At 42.0% G+C, this 16,764-nt stretch carries 17 protein-coding genes and 1 pseudogene; 15 read left to right on the top strand and 3 right to left on the bottom strand.

The features are described 5' to 3' along the window. Window positions 1–17 precede the first annotated feature (17 nt). Complete coding sequence (mobC, locus tag M2470_RS10655; RefSeq protein WP_185154804.1) at window positions 18–2,027, bottom strand: conjugal transfer protein MobC; 2,010 nt, start codon at window positions 2,025–2,027, stop codon at window positions 18–20. A gap of 649 nt (window positions 2,028–2,676) precedes the next feature. On the opposite strand from mobC, the gene M2470_RS10650 reads away from it, so the two are divergent. Then, window positions 2,677–3,372, top strand: coding sequence for a cation diffusion facilitator family transporter (locus tag M2470_RS10650; protein ID WP_129733331.1), 696 nt, complete (start codon window positions 2,677–2,679; stop codon window positions 3,370–3,372). A 136-nt stretch (window positions 3,373–3,508) separates the two neighbouring features. On the opposite strand, the gene mobB is transcribed toward M2470_RS10650, so the two are convergent. Continuing rightward, entirely contained in the window at window positions 3,509–4,768 is a 1,260-nt protein-coding gene (gene mobB, locus M2470_RS10645) for a conjugal transfer protein MobB (RefSeq protein ID WP_129733330.1), read from the bottom strand. Further along, window positions 4,753–5,190 carry a conjugal transfer protein MobA gene (gene mobA, locus M2470_RS10640; protein ID WP_129733329.1) on the bottom strand — a complete coding sequence of 146 codons (438 nt, stop codon included), beginning with the start codon at window positions 5,188–5,190 and terminating at the stop codon, window positions 4,753–4,755. Before mobA ends, mobB begins: the two co-directional genes overlap by 16 nt. Before the next feature lie 711 nt (window positions 5,191–5,901). On the opposite strand from mobA, the gene M2470_RS10635 reads away from it, so the two are divergent. From M2470_RS10635 to traN, 14 genes and pseudogenes are all read left to right on the top strand, one after another. Further along, window positions 5,902–6,654, top strand: coding sequence for a ParA family protein (locus M2470_RS10635; RefSeq protein ID WP_129733328.1), 753 nt, complete (start codon window positions 5,902–5,904; stop codon window positions 6,652–6,654). 6 nt (window positions 6,655–6,660) lie between these two features. Next, window positions 6,661–7,122: a DUF3408 domain-containing protein gene (locus tag M2470_RS10630; RefSeq protein ID WP_129733327.1), complete on the top strand. Its 462-nt coding sequence runs from the start codon at window positions 6,661–6,663 to the stop codon at window positions 7,120–7,122. A gap of 18 nt (window positions 7,123–7,140) precedes the next feature. Next, on the top strand, window positions 7,141–7,587 hold the full coding sequence (locus M2470_RS10625; RefSeq protein ID WP_129733326.1) for a DUF3408 domain-containing protein: 447 nt from the start codon (window positions 7,141–7,143) through the stop codon (window positions 7,585–7,587). 2 nt (window positions 7,588–7,589) lie between these two features. Then, on the top strand, window positions 7,590–8,345 hold the full coding sequence (locus M2470_RS10620) for a hypothetical protein (protein WP_129733325.1): 756 nt from the start codon (window positions 7,590–7,592) through the stop codon (window positions 8,343–8,345). A 163-nt stretch (window positions 8,346–8,508) separates the two neighbouring features. Then, complete coding sequence (locus M2470_RS10615; protein ID WP_018075063.1) at window positions 8,509–8,811, top strand: DUF4134 domain-containing protein; 303 nt, start codon at window positions 8,509–8,511, stop codon at window positions 8,809–8,811. 23 nt (window positions 8,812–8,834) lie between these two features. Then, on the top strand, window positions 8,835–9,167 hold the full coding sequence (locus M2470_RS10610; protein WP_129733324.1) for a DUF4133 domain-containing protein: 333 nt from the start codon (window positions 8,835–8,837) through the stop codon (window positions 9,165–9,167). Continuing rightward, window positions 9,160–11,664: a TraG family conjugative transposon ATPase gene (locus M2470_RS10605; protein WP_163218418.1), complete on the top strand. Its 2,505-nt coding sequence runs from the start codon at window positions 9,160–9,162 to the stop codon at window positions 11,662–11,664. Before M2470_RS10610 ends, M2470_RS10605 begins: the two co-directional genes overlap by 8 nt. Before the next feature lie 5 nt (window positions 11,665–11,669). After that, window positions 11,670–11,972 (top strand): DUF3876 domain-containing protein, encoded by a 303-nt coding sequence (locus tag M2470_RS10600; RefSeq protein ID WP_129733322.1) that lies wholly within the window; start codon window positions 11,670–11,672, stop codon window positions 11,970–11,972. A 37-nt stretch (window positions 11,973–12,009) separates the two neighbouring features. Next, the gene (locus M2470_RS10595) at window positions 12,010–12,630 is read left to right on the top strand and encodes a DUF4141 domain-containing protein (protein ID WP_280745003.1); all 621 of its coding nucleotides are present in this window, start codon (window positions 12,010–12,012) and stop codon (window positions 12,628–12,630) included. A gap of 20 nt (window positions 12,631–12,650) precedes the next feature. After that, window positions 12,651–13,637 (top strand): conjugative transposon protein TraJ, encoded by a 987-nt coding sequence (gene traJ, locus M2470_RS10590; RefSeq protein WP_129733320.1) that lies wholly within the window; start codon window positions 12,651–12,653, stop codon window positions 13,635–13,637. 21 nt (window positions 13,638–13,658) lie between these two features. Beyond that, window positions 13,659–14,282: a conjugative transposon protein TraK gene (gene traK / locus M2470_RS10585; protein ID WP_129733319.1), complete on the top strand. Its 624-nt coding sequence runs from the start codon at window positions 13,659–13,661 to the stop codon at window positions 14,280–14,282. Between the two features lie 3 nt (window positions 14,283–14,285). Beyond that, entirely contained in the window at window positions 14,286–14,561 is a 276-nt protein-coding gene (locus M2470_RS10580) for a TraL conjugative transposon family protein (RefSeq protein ID WP_129733318.1), read from the top strand. Continuing rightward, complete coding sequence (gene traM, locus M2470_RS10575) at window positions 14,554–15,909, top strand: conjugative transposon protein TraM (RefSeq protein ID WP_129733317.1); 1,356 nt, start codon at window positions 14,554–14,556, stop codon at window positions 15,907–15,909. The genes M2470_RS10580 and traM overlap by 8 nt, the downstream gene beginning before the upstream one ends. A 71-nt stretch (window positions 15,910–15,980) precedes the next feature. Further along, window positions 15,981–16,676, top strand: a pseudogene (gene traN / locus M2470_RS10570) (conjugative transposon protein TraN); the annotation flags it as partial. Between the last annotated feature and the right edge of the window lie 88 nt (window positions 16,677–16,764).

Raw genomic sequence — 16,764 nt, 5'->3', positions numbered from 1 at the left:
TATATATATATGTATATTTATTCTTGTTGCTGTAATAAATGAGCCAATGAAGGATCATCCTTAATGCGTTGTAGTTCTTCTGCAACAATTTGTTTGGTTTCCTCTTTGATACGGTTATAGTTGAGCTGTATCTGCTCTTTCATCTTATCTACTCCGTTTTCGTCTTTAAAGTCGGTAATAATAGGAATAGATTGATAAGCCTTAGTTTCGGCAGCTACCTTTGCATTATCTACAACTATTTCACAATGGAAAATTTTCTGCTCGATACGTTCATCAAAGTTGTCGGCAATCGCTCCGACAAACATCCCTTGTGTCAAGTTACTGATTTTGGACGGTGGTATCAAGCTATCCATCTGGGTACTTATAGAGGTCGATTTATCATTGCGGTTAATAGTCATAGACTGGCGTTTCTGTAAGACTTTACCAAATCTATCGGATAATGTTTTTGCAGTTTCTCCCACAACCTGACCGCTAAAAACATTTCCTACGGTGTTCATCACAACTTTTGCTTCCTTATCCCCGTAGTCCCTTATTAGCTGCGAAAAATCCTGAAAGCCCAAAAGCACAGCAACCTTATTACTACGGGCTGTTGCGATCAAATTGTCAAGACCTTTGAAATAAATTGTCGGTAATTCGTCGATTACGACCGAACTCTTTAATTGCCCTTTTTTGTTTATCAATTTAACTATTCTGGAATTGTAAAGTCCCAAAGCTGCGCCGTATATATTTTGCCTATCGGGGTTATTGCCTACGACTAATACCTTCGGATCATCAGGGTTGTTTATATCAAGCGTGAACTCATCACCGCTCATTACCCAGTATAATTGCGGGCTAATCATTCTTGAAAGCGGTATTTTAGCACTTGCTATCTGTCCCTGCAACTGTTCCATTGCGCCCCCAAGCCACGCGTCCATAAAGGGACTTAGGTAGTTTTCCAGTTCGGGATAACTTGTCAAAATAGGGAAAATATCTTCATACCTTTTATTCAGGAACTCTATCGCATGAGGGAATGTGCAATATTTTCCGTCTTTATAAATTCGGAGATACCATATAATAGCAGCAAACAGAATTATCGGAGATTCCACAAAGAAGTCGCCTTGTTTTTGCACCCATGTTTTATTAAGGTTAAGCATAATTGTATAACTCGATTCGTAAGCATCGCTAATATCTTCCATGAAAGAAGGGTTGATTGGATTACATCGGTGTGAACGGCTCGGATCGTCGAAGTTTATCACGTAAAACGTGGGGACTTTTTTGTAGCCTAATTGATTGTTCAGTAAATGATTATAAGCGATTGTAGAAAGGTCAGGAAACTTAAAATCATACACGTACATTGAAAATCCTTTCTCAATTTGTTGCTTAATGTATTGATTAACAACAGCGTATGACTTCCCACTGCCCGGAGTTCCTAACACAATACTTGCACGAAAAGGATTTACAACGTTTATCCAACCCCGCCATTCTTTTTTCTTATACCAGAATTTCGTAGGCAGGTTCACGGAATATTCACTCTGTAATAGCCGTGTTTCCTGCATAAAACTCTCGTTCTCCGTGTTGAATACGTCGTCGAACATATTGTTTTTGAGTAAACGGCTCATCCATAATCCACCGACCAAAAGGAACAGATAACCTGCTGCCATTGTCAGGATGTAAAAACCTGTTGTAGCCGATGCAGGTAATGGCAATTCAAGTATCCACCAATTCATAAAGAACAGGATAAAACCTATTGTCAGAAAAACATAGATTTTCGGCCAAGTGATTTTTTCCTCTTTAACTCCCTTAGTTCCCAGACACGAAAGGGCAAGGAAAACAACGGCAAATAATTTGGTATAAAGAATACTACCGAATAGTCCGGCAGTCCGGTCAAAGTTCAGTAGTATCTTATCAACTACCGAAATATTGATTCCCCATTCACGCAAAGCGTAATAGCAAAACCAATAAATGTTTATCACTACAAAAATAATACTGATTGCCCTCATGAACTCCATCACTTTGGCAAGTCCTCTTAAATCATCTTCTTGTTGCATAATCTTTAAAAATTAAAAGTTTGAGAAGCGAAATTAGAGAGGTTGTTCTTGTAAATGATTGATTTTCTGTCATGTGGTCGCTTGTGGCTTCGATTTGGCAGCGAGTGGCGCTAAAATGGAATAAGAGGTACCTTATAAGTAAATACCTTAAAATAGTGATTTACTATTTTAAGGAATATTGCTAAATTTGAGGCGTGAAATTTTTGACCATCATAGTCGTTACTTTACTGTCCCTGCAAATAGGATTCACTAATACTGTTTTGCAGGAAATATATCGCTTGCCTTTTTTAATCCAACATTATTGCGAACACACTGAAGAAACATCCATTGACTTAAAAGATTTTTTTAAACTGCATTATTCCGAAAATGAGCATAAAACGAAAAAAAAGGCAAATCACAATCACGCATCTTTGCCTTTTCATAACTCACTTAATACAGTACATATTAATCCTTTTATATTTGCGGAACATTCTTTCGACAATCCTGAAAAACCATTTGCCATAAAATCCGATATTAAAATACCGGATCACACATATTATATTCCTCAAAATCTTATTAACTCAATCTGGCATCCACCCAAGAATAATATTTTATAAATAACTTCTTAGCTAAATAATAAGACGATTATCCAAATAAAATATTAATCATCATGGGAGATAAACATAATCATGCGGAGAATAATCATCCGCATACTAAAAATCATACACATACCAACGAACAGAAAACCAAATGGGTTGTTTTGCTGACAGCCGCAACAATGGTAGTAGAAATTAGCTTCGGGTACTGGACTAACTCAATGGCATTATTAGCTGACGGCTGGCACATGGCTTCCCATGTACTTGCTTTAGGTCTGACATGGGTTGCTTACTATGCAGCCCGTAAGTATTCACAAACAGAAAATCACTCATTCAATAAAGGGAAACTATTGGCTTTATCCGGCTATACGAGTGCCGTAGCATTGCTGATTGTAGCTGTATTGATGGCAGTTGAATCCGTACAAAGGTTAATGAATCCAGTAGATATATTTTTCAAGGAAGCTATTATCGTTGCCATTGTTGGATTGATTGTAAATGCTCTAAGTGCAGTATTCCTGCATCACGATCATGAGCATCGTGACCATAATATCCACTCGGCATACCTACATGTATTGGCTGACGGATTAACAAGTATAACCGCTATTATTGCCCTAACTATCGGAATGTTTTGGCAGATATATTGGTTAGATTGTTTGAGTGGTATAATAAGCTCGGTAGTAATAACAAAATGGGCTATTGATCTGATGAAAGGTTCGGGTAAAGATTTAATTGACTATAAAAAAAAGCAACACACGGCAGATCCAGAATAAATATAGTTAATTACAGACAATAACTTTGTTGATTCAACATCCTAATGGGCAAGTTATTAATTATAAAAGACGAAATCAATAACCTGATTCCGTCTTTTATCGTATAGGTGAAATGACAAACAAAACCTATATTTTATTACATCTGCCTGCCATACCTGCGCTTCTTTTTTTTCTTACGACGTGGTAATGGCATTTCTTCTTTAGGATGGTTCTCCGGCTCCGGATTAAGAATTGAGAAAAGCCCACCGGTTACACTATCCGAAGTGTAACTGTTATCATGGTGCGTGCCTGGCTGAATATTATTGTAAACATCAGAAAGGCGTGTGTCTTTGACTGGCTCTTGTGCTTGTTCCTGTTTTCCACCGTACAGGTCATTGAAAACATTAGCGGAATACTCTTTACCCAATCGGGAACCGTTCAGTATGGTGCGGGTAGTATGGTCTATGAATGTAGCGCCATATATCCGTCCTTCATCATTCCGCCTAAACAGAACATCAATACCCTGCTGCCTTAGCTTCGCTCGGAACTCGCTCTCACTTTGGCTGCCCTGCTTGGCTTCCGATACCGCTTTTAATGTATGTGTCTTCAGGTTTTTAGTTTTGATGCGTTCGGCAGATTTCTCCATACGCTTTTCCAGTCCATCGTAACCGACTGACTTCCCGAATATGGAAGACTTTAGCGGATTGCCGACCTTGTTGCCCTCACTATCCAAAGCGGAATAAAGCAATCCCCGATAAGGCTTTCCTTTTGCCTCGCCTTTCAGTTCCTCAACATTTATATTATATAAGGAAAGGACGGCTTTATATTCTCCCATGCTTTGAAAGTGATACATAGAAGCCAGCGGTTTGATAACGGATGCAATCTGCTTTTTAAGGTTTCCCTTTGAAAAATCGACAGGGGTTAGTTCCCATTGTTCACCCTGCTTTTGTCCTTCTGCCGGATGCAAGTTATATTCCCGTTCCAAATCTTCTGTTATAGCCTTACTTCGTTCATGTTCTTTTCCATCATAAACCTTTTTTCCGTCGCTTTTTACCCGAAGCGATACAATGTGCATATGCTCCCGCTCAATGTCCTCATGCTTGAATATCAGATAAGGTTGATCGCCATACCCCAATCGTTTCATGTATTCCCTTCCGATATCTACCAGTTGGTCATCTGTCAAAACATCATCCTCATGTGGATTCAGGGATACATGGAAAACGTGTTGTTCGGTACGGAAGTGCGACGGGATAAACTGCATGAAGTCCTCAATACAATCAATAACGTTGAAGTGTCCATCGGCAGGTTCAAACACAAGATTCGCACCTAATATCTTTCCCAGACCTTTATCAACCTTTTCCTGATTGTACGTCAATGCACCGTACAGGTTACTACCGATGTTTATTTTTGCAACCATTGTTCCTTAAATTCTTCCGATAATTCCAGAATTTTTTTCCCCGTTTCTGCCAGTTCTACCGTTGCCTTTTCCAATTTATAGAGCAAAGCAAGTGCTTTCTTTTCTGAAAAATTGGTATGCAATTCCTTTACAACCTGATTGTAATTCGTCCCAACGGAACGGAATTGTGCGTAAAAAGATGTGAGTTTAGTAACGTATTCCATAGCGGAACGGTCGATTTTTACCACTCGAAACTCGTCCCCGAAAACACGGGCAGCGATAAAACGAGCCTTCGATTGTAGCCCTGATTGCTCAAACATGGTGAGGAACCGGGCATGTTCTACTGCGGTGAAGTTTACCGAATAACGGTAATTCGCCGGATCATTCTTGGGGTTTCTACCCCCTTTTCCCCTTTTGGGGAGATTCTTTGCTTTTTCATTCATACGTCGGATTTTTTAGTGGTATAATCCGTCGTTAGGCACCCTTGCCGCCTTAACAATCATCGCCCGAATGATTCATTATAAGCAACCGACTTCGGAGGTTGCGCCCCCCCGGAGGGGCAAGCGTTTTTTGCAGCAGAACTTGTTTCGTGCAGCAAAAAACACAGCTTGCTATTTGCCATGACGCAAATAAAATCTGTCCTGAACAGGGACAGATATGAATGCGAGTAAACGAGCGAAAATGGCGGTCGGATATCTCCCGACATTTCATGCAGCAAAGTTATAGGCTAAAGTAACGTGCTGTATTCCAAGCAGCGAAGCCACTCGCTGCCAAATCGACGCCACTCACTGCCACCTCGTGAAAAAGTGATGATTCTGCTAATAAATAGGTTTTTATTTGCAGAGAAAATGACTGTATGAACAGACAGCCGGATAGCTAAATGAATAGCTGTACGGATATAAAAACATACAGTCGGCTATATGGAGATACAGCCGGATTAATAGCTAAACAAATGGCTGAACAAACAAATGACTGGCTAAACGGCTAAACGTTCCAACGGCTAAACAGACGGACAGACAAACAGCCAAATGGCTAAACGGTCAAACGGACGGACAGATGAACGGATAACTAATCAAACGTATGGCTGAACAGACAGACGGTTGTTCAACCGGACAGAGATACAAACGATGTATAATAATTAAAAATTTCAGACAATGGAAAAGAAAACTTTGAACGTGGCTTTCAGTACCCAAAAGGGGGGAGCCGGAAAAACAACTCTTACGGTGTTGGTTGCTTCTTACTTGCACTATGTGAAAGGCTATAACGTAGCCGTGATTGATTGCGACTTTCCACAACACTCGATTGCGGAAATGCGTGAGCGTGATATAAAAATGTCGATGGATGATGACCATTACAAGCTCATGGCTTACGAACAGTTTTCTGCATTGGGTAAAAAGGCTTATGAAGTTATCGAAAGCAGCCCAGAAAATGCTATGGAAGATGCACAGGAAGTTATTGAAGTATTGCAGCCTGACTTCGTATTTTTCGACCTGCCCGGAACAATCAACAATCCGGCAGTTGTACACACGCTTTCACTCATGGATTACATTATTGCTCCGATCAGTGCTGACAGGTTGGTACTGGAAAGCACCCTGCAATATGTGATTACGGTCAATGATGCCCTGATTACGCCCGGCAAAGCAAAAATCAAAGGGCTGTACCTGCTTTGGAATCTCGTTGATGGTCGGGAGAAAACCGAACTCTACGAAGTGTATGAAGATGTGATTGATAAACTGGGTTTCCCGCTTTTCAAAACATTCCTGCCCGACAGTAAGCGGTTCCGCCGGGAGCAGTCGGTAAACCACAAAGCCCTGTTCCGCTCTACACTGTTCCCTGCGGACAAAGCATTGGTAAGAGGCAGTAACCTCGATGCCCTGATAGATGAAATGTTGGAAACTTTAAAATAACCGATTATGGCGAAAAAGAAAGAAGAAGTAAACCTGAATGAGATTGATGCCAGTTTTGTCATATCCTCATTCAAGAATAAGGAACGCCGGAATAATCCGAGTTCCATACCCAGAGCATTAGTTCCTGAACACGAAAAGAAACAGGAACAGGAAGCGGAAAGCGTGGAACCTGAAAAAACGGAAGTTATTCAGGAAGAATCCCCCCGTGAGGAAACCAAACGGAAACGCAGTAAATCTCCTGATTACGAAAGCCTGTTTATTCAGGAAGTCGGCATTACGGCACGTACCGGAAAATCTGTTTACATACGCAAAGACCACCATGAAAAGATTATGAAGATCGTTCAGGTCATCGGTAAAAATCAGGTGTCTTTATTCAGCTATATAGATAATGTACTGTCCCAACATTTTGCTGCTTATCAGGATGAGATAACGGAATTGTACAATAAAAACAACGAAGGAATTTTCTAACAATAAAACAATCAAATTATGATAGTCAGTCCATTTTTAATAGATAGCGGAGATAAGGCAATAATAGGAATTGTCCTCTGGGGATTGGTGATACTGGCGGCAATTATTCTGCCGAAAGCTATTCGCTATAAGAAACGTATGCGGAAAGAATACGAAGAAAAAACGGCTCCTGAAATAGAAATGATAGTCGTTCCGGGTGATAAAACGAAACCCGAATCTTCCGGCTATAAGAAACAGTTTCTTGTCAATGCAGGTATCCCGACAAGAAACGGAAAATTAGTAAGTATCCGTAAGGAATACCATAACCGGATTTCAAAGATTGTAGGGGTTATAGGAAAAAATGAAGTAACCATATTCAGTTACATAGACAATGTCCTGAAGCATCATTTTGAAACCTTTCAGGATGAGATTTCAGAACAGTATAAGAAGAATAACAATGATGATTACCTAAACCCTAAAAAGTAAGGATGGAAAAGATATTTATAACCGTAGTTATCCTGTATGCCCTTTTTGTCGGAATTTATTTCTTGTGGGCAAGAGCAGGAAAAAGACGAAAAAAGAACATTATCGGTCAGGGTAGCTCCATTCATGAAGCAGGTCGTTTGAAGGAAAATATTGTCGGGAAAAGCACATTTGATTTAAGCGCATCGACGCCACTCGCTGCCAAATCGGAGCCACTCACTGCCACCTCGCTAAAATCTGAAAATCAGGCTGAAAATCCCGATATATTTGCTTCGCCTAACGAGGTAAAGCCATCAGCGGAAGTGCCGCCGGAGGAATTGGAAGAAGCGTTTTCCGACACTCCACCGGATGAAGAAAACGAGCCTATGGATATAGATTATCCGCTCGAATATGAAATGACGGACGAAAACGAAGATGCGCCGGAAGACGAAGAAGAAACGGAAGAAGTGGAAGGAACGGCACAAGCCGTACTCGCTTCAGGTATTCAGTTCGATGATCTGGGTAATGCAGTCCGCACTGTAAACCGGACGAATGAAGCAACGCCGGAGCAAAAACGAAAAGCGGGCGATACTTTACTGGAGATACGGCAGACTGATATGTTTGAACAGGTGGTTTCTGGTAAGCCCGATGCAAAGCGAATCGTTACCGACCTTATGGCTGAAAGCCTTTCGGCTTTTTATGAGCGGAAAGACAAGGAAGCCGGAACTGCCGGAAACGGCAAAAAGGCTCCCGACAATTTTAATATCAGAGATTTCGCATAGTGCGAAAAGTATTAATAATAATGTAAAACAAAGAAAGATGAAAGAAAGAGATTACGGATAGCTTTCGCGCTATCAACCACTAAAAAATTCAATAGTAACAAGATTTATCAACCCGGTATCGGGACTATCCACCCCGATACCATTTTTTAAACAATTTCTCATTATGACAAAGAAAAAATTTCTAATGTCGGCAGCTTTTATTCTGGCTGCTGTTTCAAGTGCATTCGCACAAGGTAACGGAATTGGCGGCATTACCGAGGCCACGAACATGGTAACGAGCTATTTCGATCCGGGGACAAAATTGATATACGCCATAGGTGCGGTCGTCGGTTTGATTGGGGGTGTAAAGGTGTACGGAAAATTCAGTTCCGGCGATCCCGATACATCGAAAACGGCCGCGTCGTGGTTCGGTGCCTGTATATTTCTTATAGTTGCCGCTACCATCCTGCGCTCCTTCTTCCTTTAATCAGCTTCATACAGATAAGAGTTATGGAGTTTAATATTAACAAAGGGATAGGCAAAAGCGTGGAGTTCAAAGGTTTAAAATCACAATACCTTTTCATATTTGCCGCAGGCTTGCTTGCCGTATTCATTGTCTTTGTCATTATGTATATGGCAGGCGTGGATCAGTGGGTGTGTATCGGCTTCGGTGTAATCGCTGCATCGGTATTGGTATGGATGACCTTTAACCTGAATACAAAATACGGGGAACATGGCTTAATGAAAGTCATGGCTGTAAAACAGCATCCCCGCTATTTGATAAACAGGAAAACTCCGCACCGCCTGTTCAAACGGAAAAGAAAGGAGGTAGGATATGCGTAATATAATGAAGGCATCTACCATTGAAAACAAGTTCCCGTTACTGGCTGTCGAACATGACTGCATCATTTCAAAGGATGCGGATATTACGGTCGCTTATTATGTGGAGCTGCCGGAATTGTTTACAGTAACCAATACGGAATATGAAGCGATACACTCGTCCTGGACGAAAGCAGTAAAAGTCCTTCCTGAATACAGTGTGGTGCATAAACAAGATTGGTTTGTGCGTGAAACCTACAAACCACAGACTGATAAGGATGATATGAGTTTCTTATCCCGCAGTTTTGAAAAGCACTTCAACGAACGTCCTTTCCTGAATCACTCATGTTTCCTGTTCCTGACTAAAACAACGAAAGAGCGAATGAGAATGCAAAGCAACTTCTCATCGCTTTGTCGTGGGAACATTATTCCTAAAGAAGTCAATAAGGATACGAGTGTGAAGTTTCTGGAAGCTGTCGGGCAATTTGAACGGATAATGAATGATAGCGGATTTATTACGCTTACCCGTATCAGTTCGGATGAGATTACAGGAACGGATGAAAAGGCAGGGCTTATTGAAAAGTATTTCGCCTTGTCGCTCGATGATACCACCTGCTTGCAGGATATGGAACTGGGTGCCGACGGACTTCGGGTAGGTAGTAAACATATTTGCCTGCATACGCTTTCGGATGCAGAAGATCTGCCCGGACGTATTGGAACGGATATGCGGTATGAAAAACTATCGACCGATAGAAGTGATTGCCGTTTGTCGTTCGCTTCTCCGGTAGGATTACTTCTCTCATGCGACCATATCTACAACCAGTATTTATTTATTGAGGATAGTGCGGAGAATCTTCGGAAGTTTGAAAAGAGTGCAAGGAATATGCAGTCGCTTTCAAAGTACAGTCGTGGAAATCAAATAAATAAGGAGTGGATCGACCAGTATCTAAACGAAGCGCATAGCTTCGGGCTGACTTCCATCAGGGCGCATTTCAACGTGATAGCGTGGAGTGATGATGTGGAAGAACTAAAACATATCCGCAATGACGTAGGTAGCCAGTTGGCTCTTATGGAATGTAAGCCCAGACACAATACTGTGGATGCCGCTACTTTGTACTGGGCAGGAATGCCGGGTAATAGTGGGGATTTTCCTGCGGAAGAAGCGTTCTATACATTTATCGAACCTGCCTTGTGCTTTTTCACGGAAGAAACAAACTACCGGAGTTCACCCAGTCCGTTCGGTATCAAAATGGCGGACAGGGTTTCAGGTAAGCCACTCCATGTGGATATTTCCGACTTGCCCATGAAAAAAGGAATTATTACAAATAGGAATAAATTCATTCTTGGGCCGTCGGGAAGTGGCAAATCTTTCTTTACAAATCACATGGTGCGCCAATACTACGAACAGGGTACGCATATCGTTTTGGTGGACACAGGAAACTCTTATCAGGGATTATGCAACCTAATCAACAAGCGCACAGGTGGTCAGGATGGAGTATATTTTACTTACACGGAACAAAATCCGATTGCTTTCAATCCTTTTTACACGGATGATAATGTTTTCGATATTGAAAAGCGTGAGAGTATAAAAACGCTGATCCTTACCCTGTGGAAAAGGGATAATGAGCCGCCTTCACGGGCGGAAGAAGTTGCCCTCTCCAATGCAGTCAGCCAGTATATAGAAAAGTTGAAAACCGATAAAAAACTGATACCGTCTTTCAACACATTCTATGAGTTTGTCCGTGATGACTACAAAAAGGTACTGGAAGAAAAGAAAGTACGTGAAAAGGACTTCGATATAGCGAATTTCCTGAATGTACTGGAGCCGTACTATCGCGGGGGTGAATACGACTTCCTGTTGAACTCGGATAAGCAACTGGATTTATTATCTAAACGCTTCATTGTCTTTGAGATAGATGCGATAAAAGACCATAAAATCCTATTTCCCGTCGTAACGATCATAATCATGGAAGTGTTCATCAACAAAATGCGCCGTTTGCAGGGCATCCGTAAGATGATATTGATTGAAGAAGCATGGAAGGCAATCGCTAAAGAGGGTATGGCAGAGTACATTAAGTATCTTTTTAAGACTGTGAGGAAATTCTTCGGAGAGGCGATTGTCGTTACACAGGAGGTCGATGATATTATCGCTTCTCCTATTGTGAAAGAGAGTATTATCAACAATAGCGACTGTAAAATTTTGCTCGACCAAAGAAAATACATGAACAAATTTGACAGTATTCAGGCGTTGTTGGGATTGACCGAAAAGGAAAAATCGCAGGTACTCTCTATCAATATGTCCAATGTACCCAGTCGTAAATACAAGGAAGTCTGGTTTGGGTTAGGAGGTGTACAAAGTGCCGTATATGCCACAGAAGTAAGTCTGGAAGAATATTACACCTATACAACCGAAGAATCGGAGAAAATGGAAGTGATGCAACTGGCTGAAAAACTGGATGGAAATATGGAACTGGCGATTAAGCAGATTGCTGAAAGCAAGCGACAGGAGTACGGAGGATAGATGCCATGAAAAGAAAAAACAGTAAGCCGTTTGCGGCACCGCAACTTCATACCCATTTCCCGATGAGAGAGATATGCGGGACATGGGAAAGCCTTTGCGGTTCCCCCGGACTTAAAATATTCCATGACGGTAGTCGGTTCCGGTTGAAGTTTATTTACAAACAAAACACGGCGTTTACCGTCCCTTTGTGCCAGAGCTGGGGGATTACCTTTTTCTATTTCTACGGTATGATTCGCATTGCCTACGATGATGAGCGGGATATGCTTCTGCTTACTACCGAAGGCGAATACAAAAGGGTGTACGATTAAGGTACACAAAATCAATAATCATTAAAAAATAAAAAGTATGAAACGAATATTTATGTGCCTGATAGTGGCACTTTCTATGTTCTCATTTCAGGCGAAAGCGCAGTGGGTTGTAACCGATCCGACCAATCTTGTGCAAAATATCACAAGTGCGATACAAGGTACATCCACGGCAGGTAATATGATAAAAAACCTGCAAGAAAGTATCAAAATCTACAATCAGGGAAAGGAATACTACGACGCTTTGAAGTCTGTCCACAATCTGATTAAAGATGCCCGTAAGGTACAAAAGACGATTTCAATGGTCAGCGAAATTACGGACATCTACGTGAACGGATTTAATAAAATGGTGGGTGATCCCAATTTTACCCCGAATGAACTGGCGGCAATCTCAACAGGCTATGCCAAACTACTGGAGGAAGGGGGAGCGTTGGTAACGGATTTGAAAAACGTAGTTACCGGAAGCAACGGGCTTTCCCTGTCCGATAAAGAACGGATGGATGCGATAGATGACATTTATACTAAGATGTTGGACTATCGTAACCTGACTAAGTATTATACCCAAAAGAGTATATCGGTTTCGTATATCCGTGCCAAAGAAAAAGGCGATACGGACAGGGTATTATCTCTTTACGGTAGTCCTGCCGAAATATATTGGTAATCAAACAAATGTAGTCAGTTATGAATTTTGACAACTTACATCAGATTCTTGCGAATCTGTACCAAGACATGATACCTCTTTGCAGCAACATGATTGGGGTTGCAAAGGGGTTGGCAGGATTGGGCGCACTCTTTTATGTAGCATACAGGGTATGGCAGGCGTTAAGCCGTGCGGAGCCTATTGATGTGTTTCCGCTTCTCCGTCCTTTTGCGATAGGGCTTTGTATAATGTTTTTCCCTACACTGGTTTTGGGAACTATCAATGCGGTTATGAGTCCCATTGTTACAGGTACTCATAGCATTTTGGAATCGCAGACAATGGATATGAAAGCCTATCAGCAACAGAAAGATAATCTGGAGTACGAAGCCCGTGTCCGTGAGGGTAAAGCGTGGCTTGTCGATGATAAAGTGTACGATCAAAAAATGAAAGACCTCGGTATTACCGATACGCCTGAAATTATCAGTATGTGGGGAGAACGCCTTTGGTATGATATCAAGGCATGGTTCCGGCAGGTAATCAGGGATTTCTTTGAACTGCTGTTCAATGCTTCCGCATTGGTCATTGATACGATACGCACATTTTTCCTTGTCGTGTTAGCCATACTGGGGCCTATTGCGTTTGCCTTTTCCATTTATGACGGGTTTCAGGCAACGCTCACCCAGTGGCTTACACGCTATATAAGCGTATATCTGTGGCTTCCTATTTCTGACATTTTTTCTTCCGTACTGGCACGCATACAGACTTTGATGCTTGAACAGGATATAGCCTTGTTGCAAGATCCGAACTATATTCCCGACGGCTCGAATGGTGTGTATATCGTATTCTTGATTATCGGAATTATCGGATACTTCACTATCCCGACCGTAGCCGGATGGATTATTCAATCAGGTGGAGCGGGTGCATACGGAAGCGCAGTAAACAAAACAGCAAGTAAAGCAGGTGGAATTGCCGGAGGCGTTGCGGGATCAGTAGCCGGAAACGTTGGCGGTCGTTTGCTTGGTAAATAACCAATAAATGTAATTAAAAACATGGAGTTCAAAAGTTTAAAAAATATTGAAACAAGTTTCAAGCAAATAAGGATTATCGCCATTGTGTTTGTGGTGCTGTGTGCAGGAATTACCGGATATGCAGTCTGGAACTCATTCAGCTTTGCGGAAGCACAACGGCAGAAAATCTATGTATTGGATGAAGGAAAATCGCTTATGTTGGCTCTTTCACAGGACTTATCTCAAAACCGTCCTGTTGAAGCAAGGGAGCATATCAAGCGATTTCACGAACTGTTCTTTACCTTATCACCGGATAAAAGCGCCATTGAATCAAACATCAACAGGGCACTCTTTCTGGTGGACAAAAGTGCTTTCCGCTATTATCAGGATATGTCGGAAAAAGGTTACTACAACCGCATTGTGTCGGGTAATATCAATCAGATTATTCAGATTGATTCTGTGGCATGTAATCTCGATGTTTATCCCTATAAGGTAATGACCTACGCCCGGCAAATGATTATCAGGGCAAGTAATGTAACGGAGCGAAGCCTTGTTACACGCTGCGACCTGATAAACTCTGTCAGAAGCGACAATAATCCTCATGGGTTCACTATGGAACGCTTTGAGATAATAGAAAACAGGGATTTAAGAACAATAGACCGATAAGCCATGATAAAGAAAAAACTTACAGCCGTAAGGGACTGGATGGAAGACGGTCTGCGGTCATTGTTAGGGCAGATAACGCCCGACGGACGGATTATTATAATCCTTGTAATGCTTTTCGTGTTTGGCGCAGGTTCCATCTACATGACGGTTTCTTCCATATATAATATGGGAAAGAAAAGCGGTCAGGAAATGCAGATAGACCATATCAAGCAACTGGAACTGGAGTATCAGCAGAAAGCAGATAGTATCAACCAAATAAACAGATTTGATTATGAGTAAGGAAAACGAAGGTAACGAACCGAAACCGGAAGTTACTGAAAAAAAGAAAGAGAGTAAGCCTAAAAAAGAGCTTACGCCGCAGGAGATTCAGAAGCGGAAAAAGATGCTTGTCTATCCCTTGTTTGTCTTGCTGTTCATCGGGGCTATGTGGCTCATCTTTGCGCCCTCCGGCGGAAAGGATGAAAAGCAACCCGACGGGTTTAACCCTGAACTACCCATCCCTAAAGACGAAGGTATTGTAGGGGATAAGCGGACAGCTTACGAACAGGAAGCCATGCGTAACAAAGAAGAAAATAAAAGGCGTAGTTTACAAGACTTTGCATTTTCGCTCGGTGAAGATGAAGACCGCAAAACGCAGGAAGATTACGAAAAACAGGTGCGCACGGCTCCTGTTACTCCCGATTCTCCCGATAACTCCCGTAGTGCGGCTTCTCCTATCCAATCTTCAGCCCATGCTTATCAGGATGTAAACCGCCAGTTAAACAGTTGGTATGAACAACCCGCAAGCGGAGCCGATGAACAGCAGCTTGCTTTGGATCGGCGTATGCAGGAATTGGAGCGTAAACTGGAAGAAGCCGAAGCTGCGAAAAGTGCGGAGGATAAACAACTGGAACTGATAGAAAAATCTTATCAGATTGCAGCCAAATACACGCCCAATGCACAGGGACAGGTAACGCCTGACGGACAGCAGCAACAAAATGGGGATAACACAATCAACCTGCGTGAGAAAGTAACCCCGAAGCCTGTGTCACAGGTACATCACAGTGTTGTTTCGCTTTTGGCAGCTCCAATGGATAATGACGAGTTTCTGGAGCAATACAGCAAGCCCCGTAACATGGGATTTATCACGGCTGCCGGACAGGAAGGCGTAAGGGAGAAAAACGGTATCAAGGCTTGTGTGTGCCAGACTATAAAACTTTCCGATGGGAAAGAAATGCAACTGCGTTTACTGGAGCCTATGAGAGCCGGAAATATTCTGATTCCTGCTAATACTATTCTGACAGGAAGTGCGAAGATTAGCGGGGAGCGGCTTCAGGTAACAATCATTTCTATACAGTATGCAGATAATGTGATACCTGTTGAAATGGATGTTTACGATTTAGACGGATTGCGGGGATTTTCGGCTCCGGGTTCGGATGAAATGAACGCAGCTAAAGAAATTGCAGCCAACATGGGTACGTCGATGGGCAGTAGCATTACCATAACAGACGACGCAGGTTCACAGCTTGCCGCCGATTTGGGGCGAAGCGCCATTCAGGGATTGTCGCAATACGTCAGTAAAAAAATGCGTAAAGTGGAAGTAACATTGAAAGCTAATCATCAGGTATTACTTCTTCCAAAGGTATAAAACAGGGCGTAAGCCTACCACTAAAAAAATCCAATAGTATTTAGTAATTAACAATTAAAACAATTTTTCGTATGAAACAAATTCTTTTTGCACTCGCTATTATCGGGTGCGTATTCACAGCGAACGCTCAGGATGTTGAAAAACAGAGCGTAGAAAAACAGCAAACAGCAAATATTTCTCCCTCTACCGGAGATTATTTTGACGGTCTGACCAGACCGCTAACCTTTAACCGGATGATACCACCGTACGCACTGGAGGTTACATTCTCAAAGACAGTGCATATCATTTTCCCGTCTGCTATAAGATATGTCGATTTGGGTTCTGCCGACCTGTTGGCAGCCAAAGCTGCTGGAGCGGAAAACGTATTGCGTGTAAAAGCTGCTCTCCGGGACTTCTCTCGTGAAAGCAATTTGGCGGTCATTACCGACGATGGCGCATACTATACCTTTAATGTTAAATATGCCGATGAACCGGTGAAATTGAGTGTCGAAATGACCGACTTTATCCATGATGGAGAAGCCGTGAACAGACCAAATAACGCTATGGAGATTTACATGAGGGAATTGGGTAGCGAATCGCCGTTACTGGTTAAACTGATAATGAAATCTATCTATAAAAATGATGACAGGGAAATAAAGCACATCGGTTCCAAACGTTTCGGTATTCAGTACACACTCAAAGGAATTTACACGCATAACGGATTGCTTTATTTCCACATGCAACTCAAAAACTCATCCAATGTGCCGTTTGATGTAGATTTTATCACTTGTGCGCCCGTAAAGGTATCATGATAAATATCTCAATAGCAAGAGATTAGGTAAGTGTTCTTTGAAAAACCTATCATCAACTGACTTA

Source organism: Parabacteroides sp. PH5-46 (assembly GCF_029892785.1).
Classification (GTDB): Bacteria; Bacteroidota; Bacteroidia; order Bacteroidales; family Tannerellaceae; genus DFXE01.
This window is presented reverse-complemented; position numbering and strand designations above follow the sequence as displayed.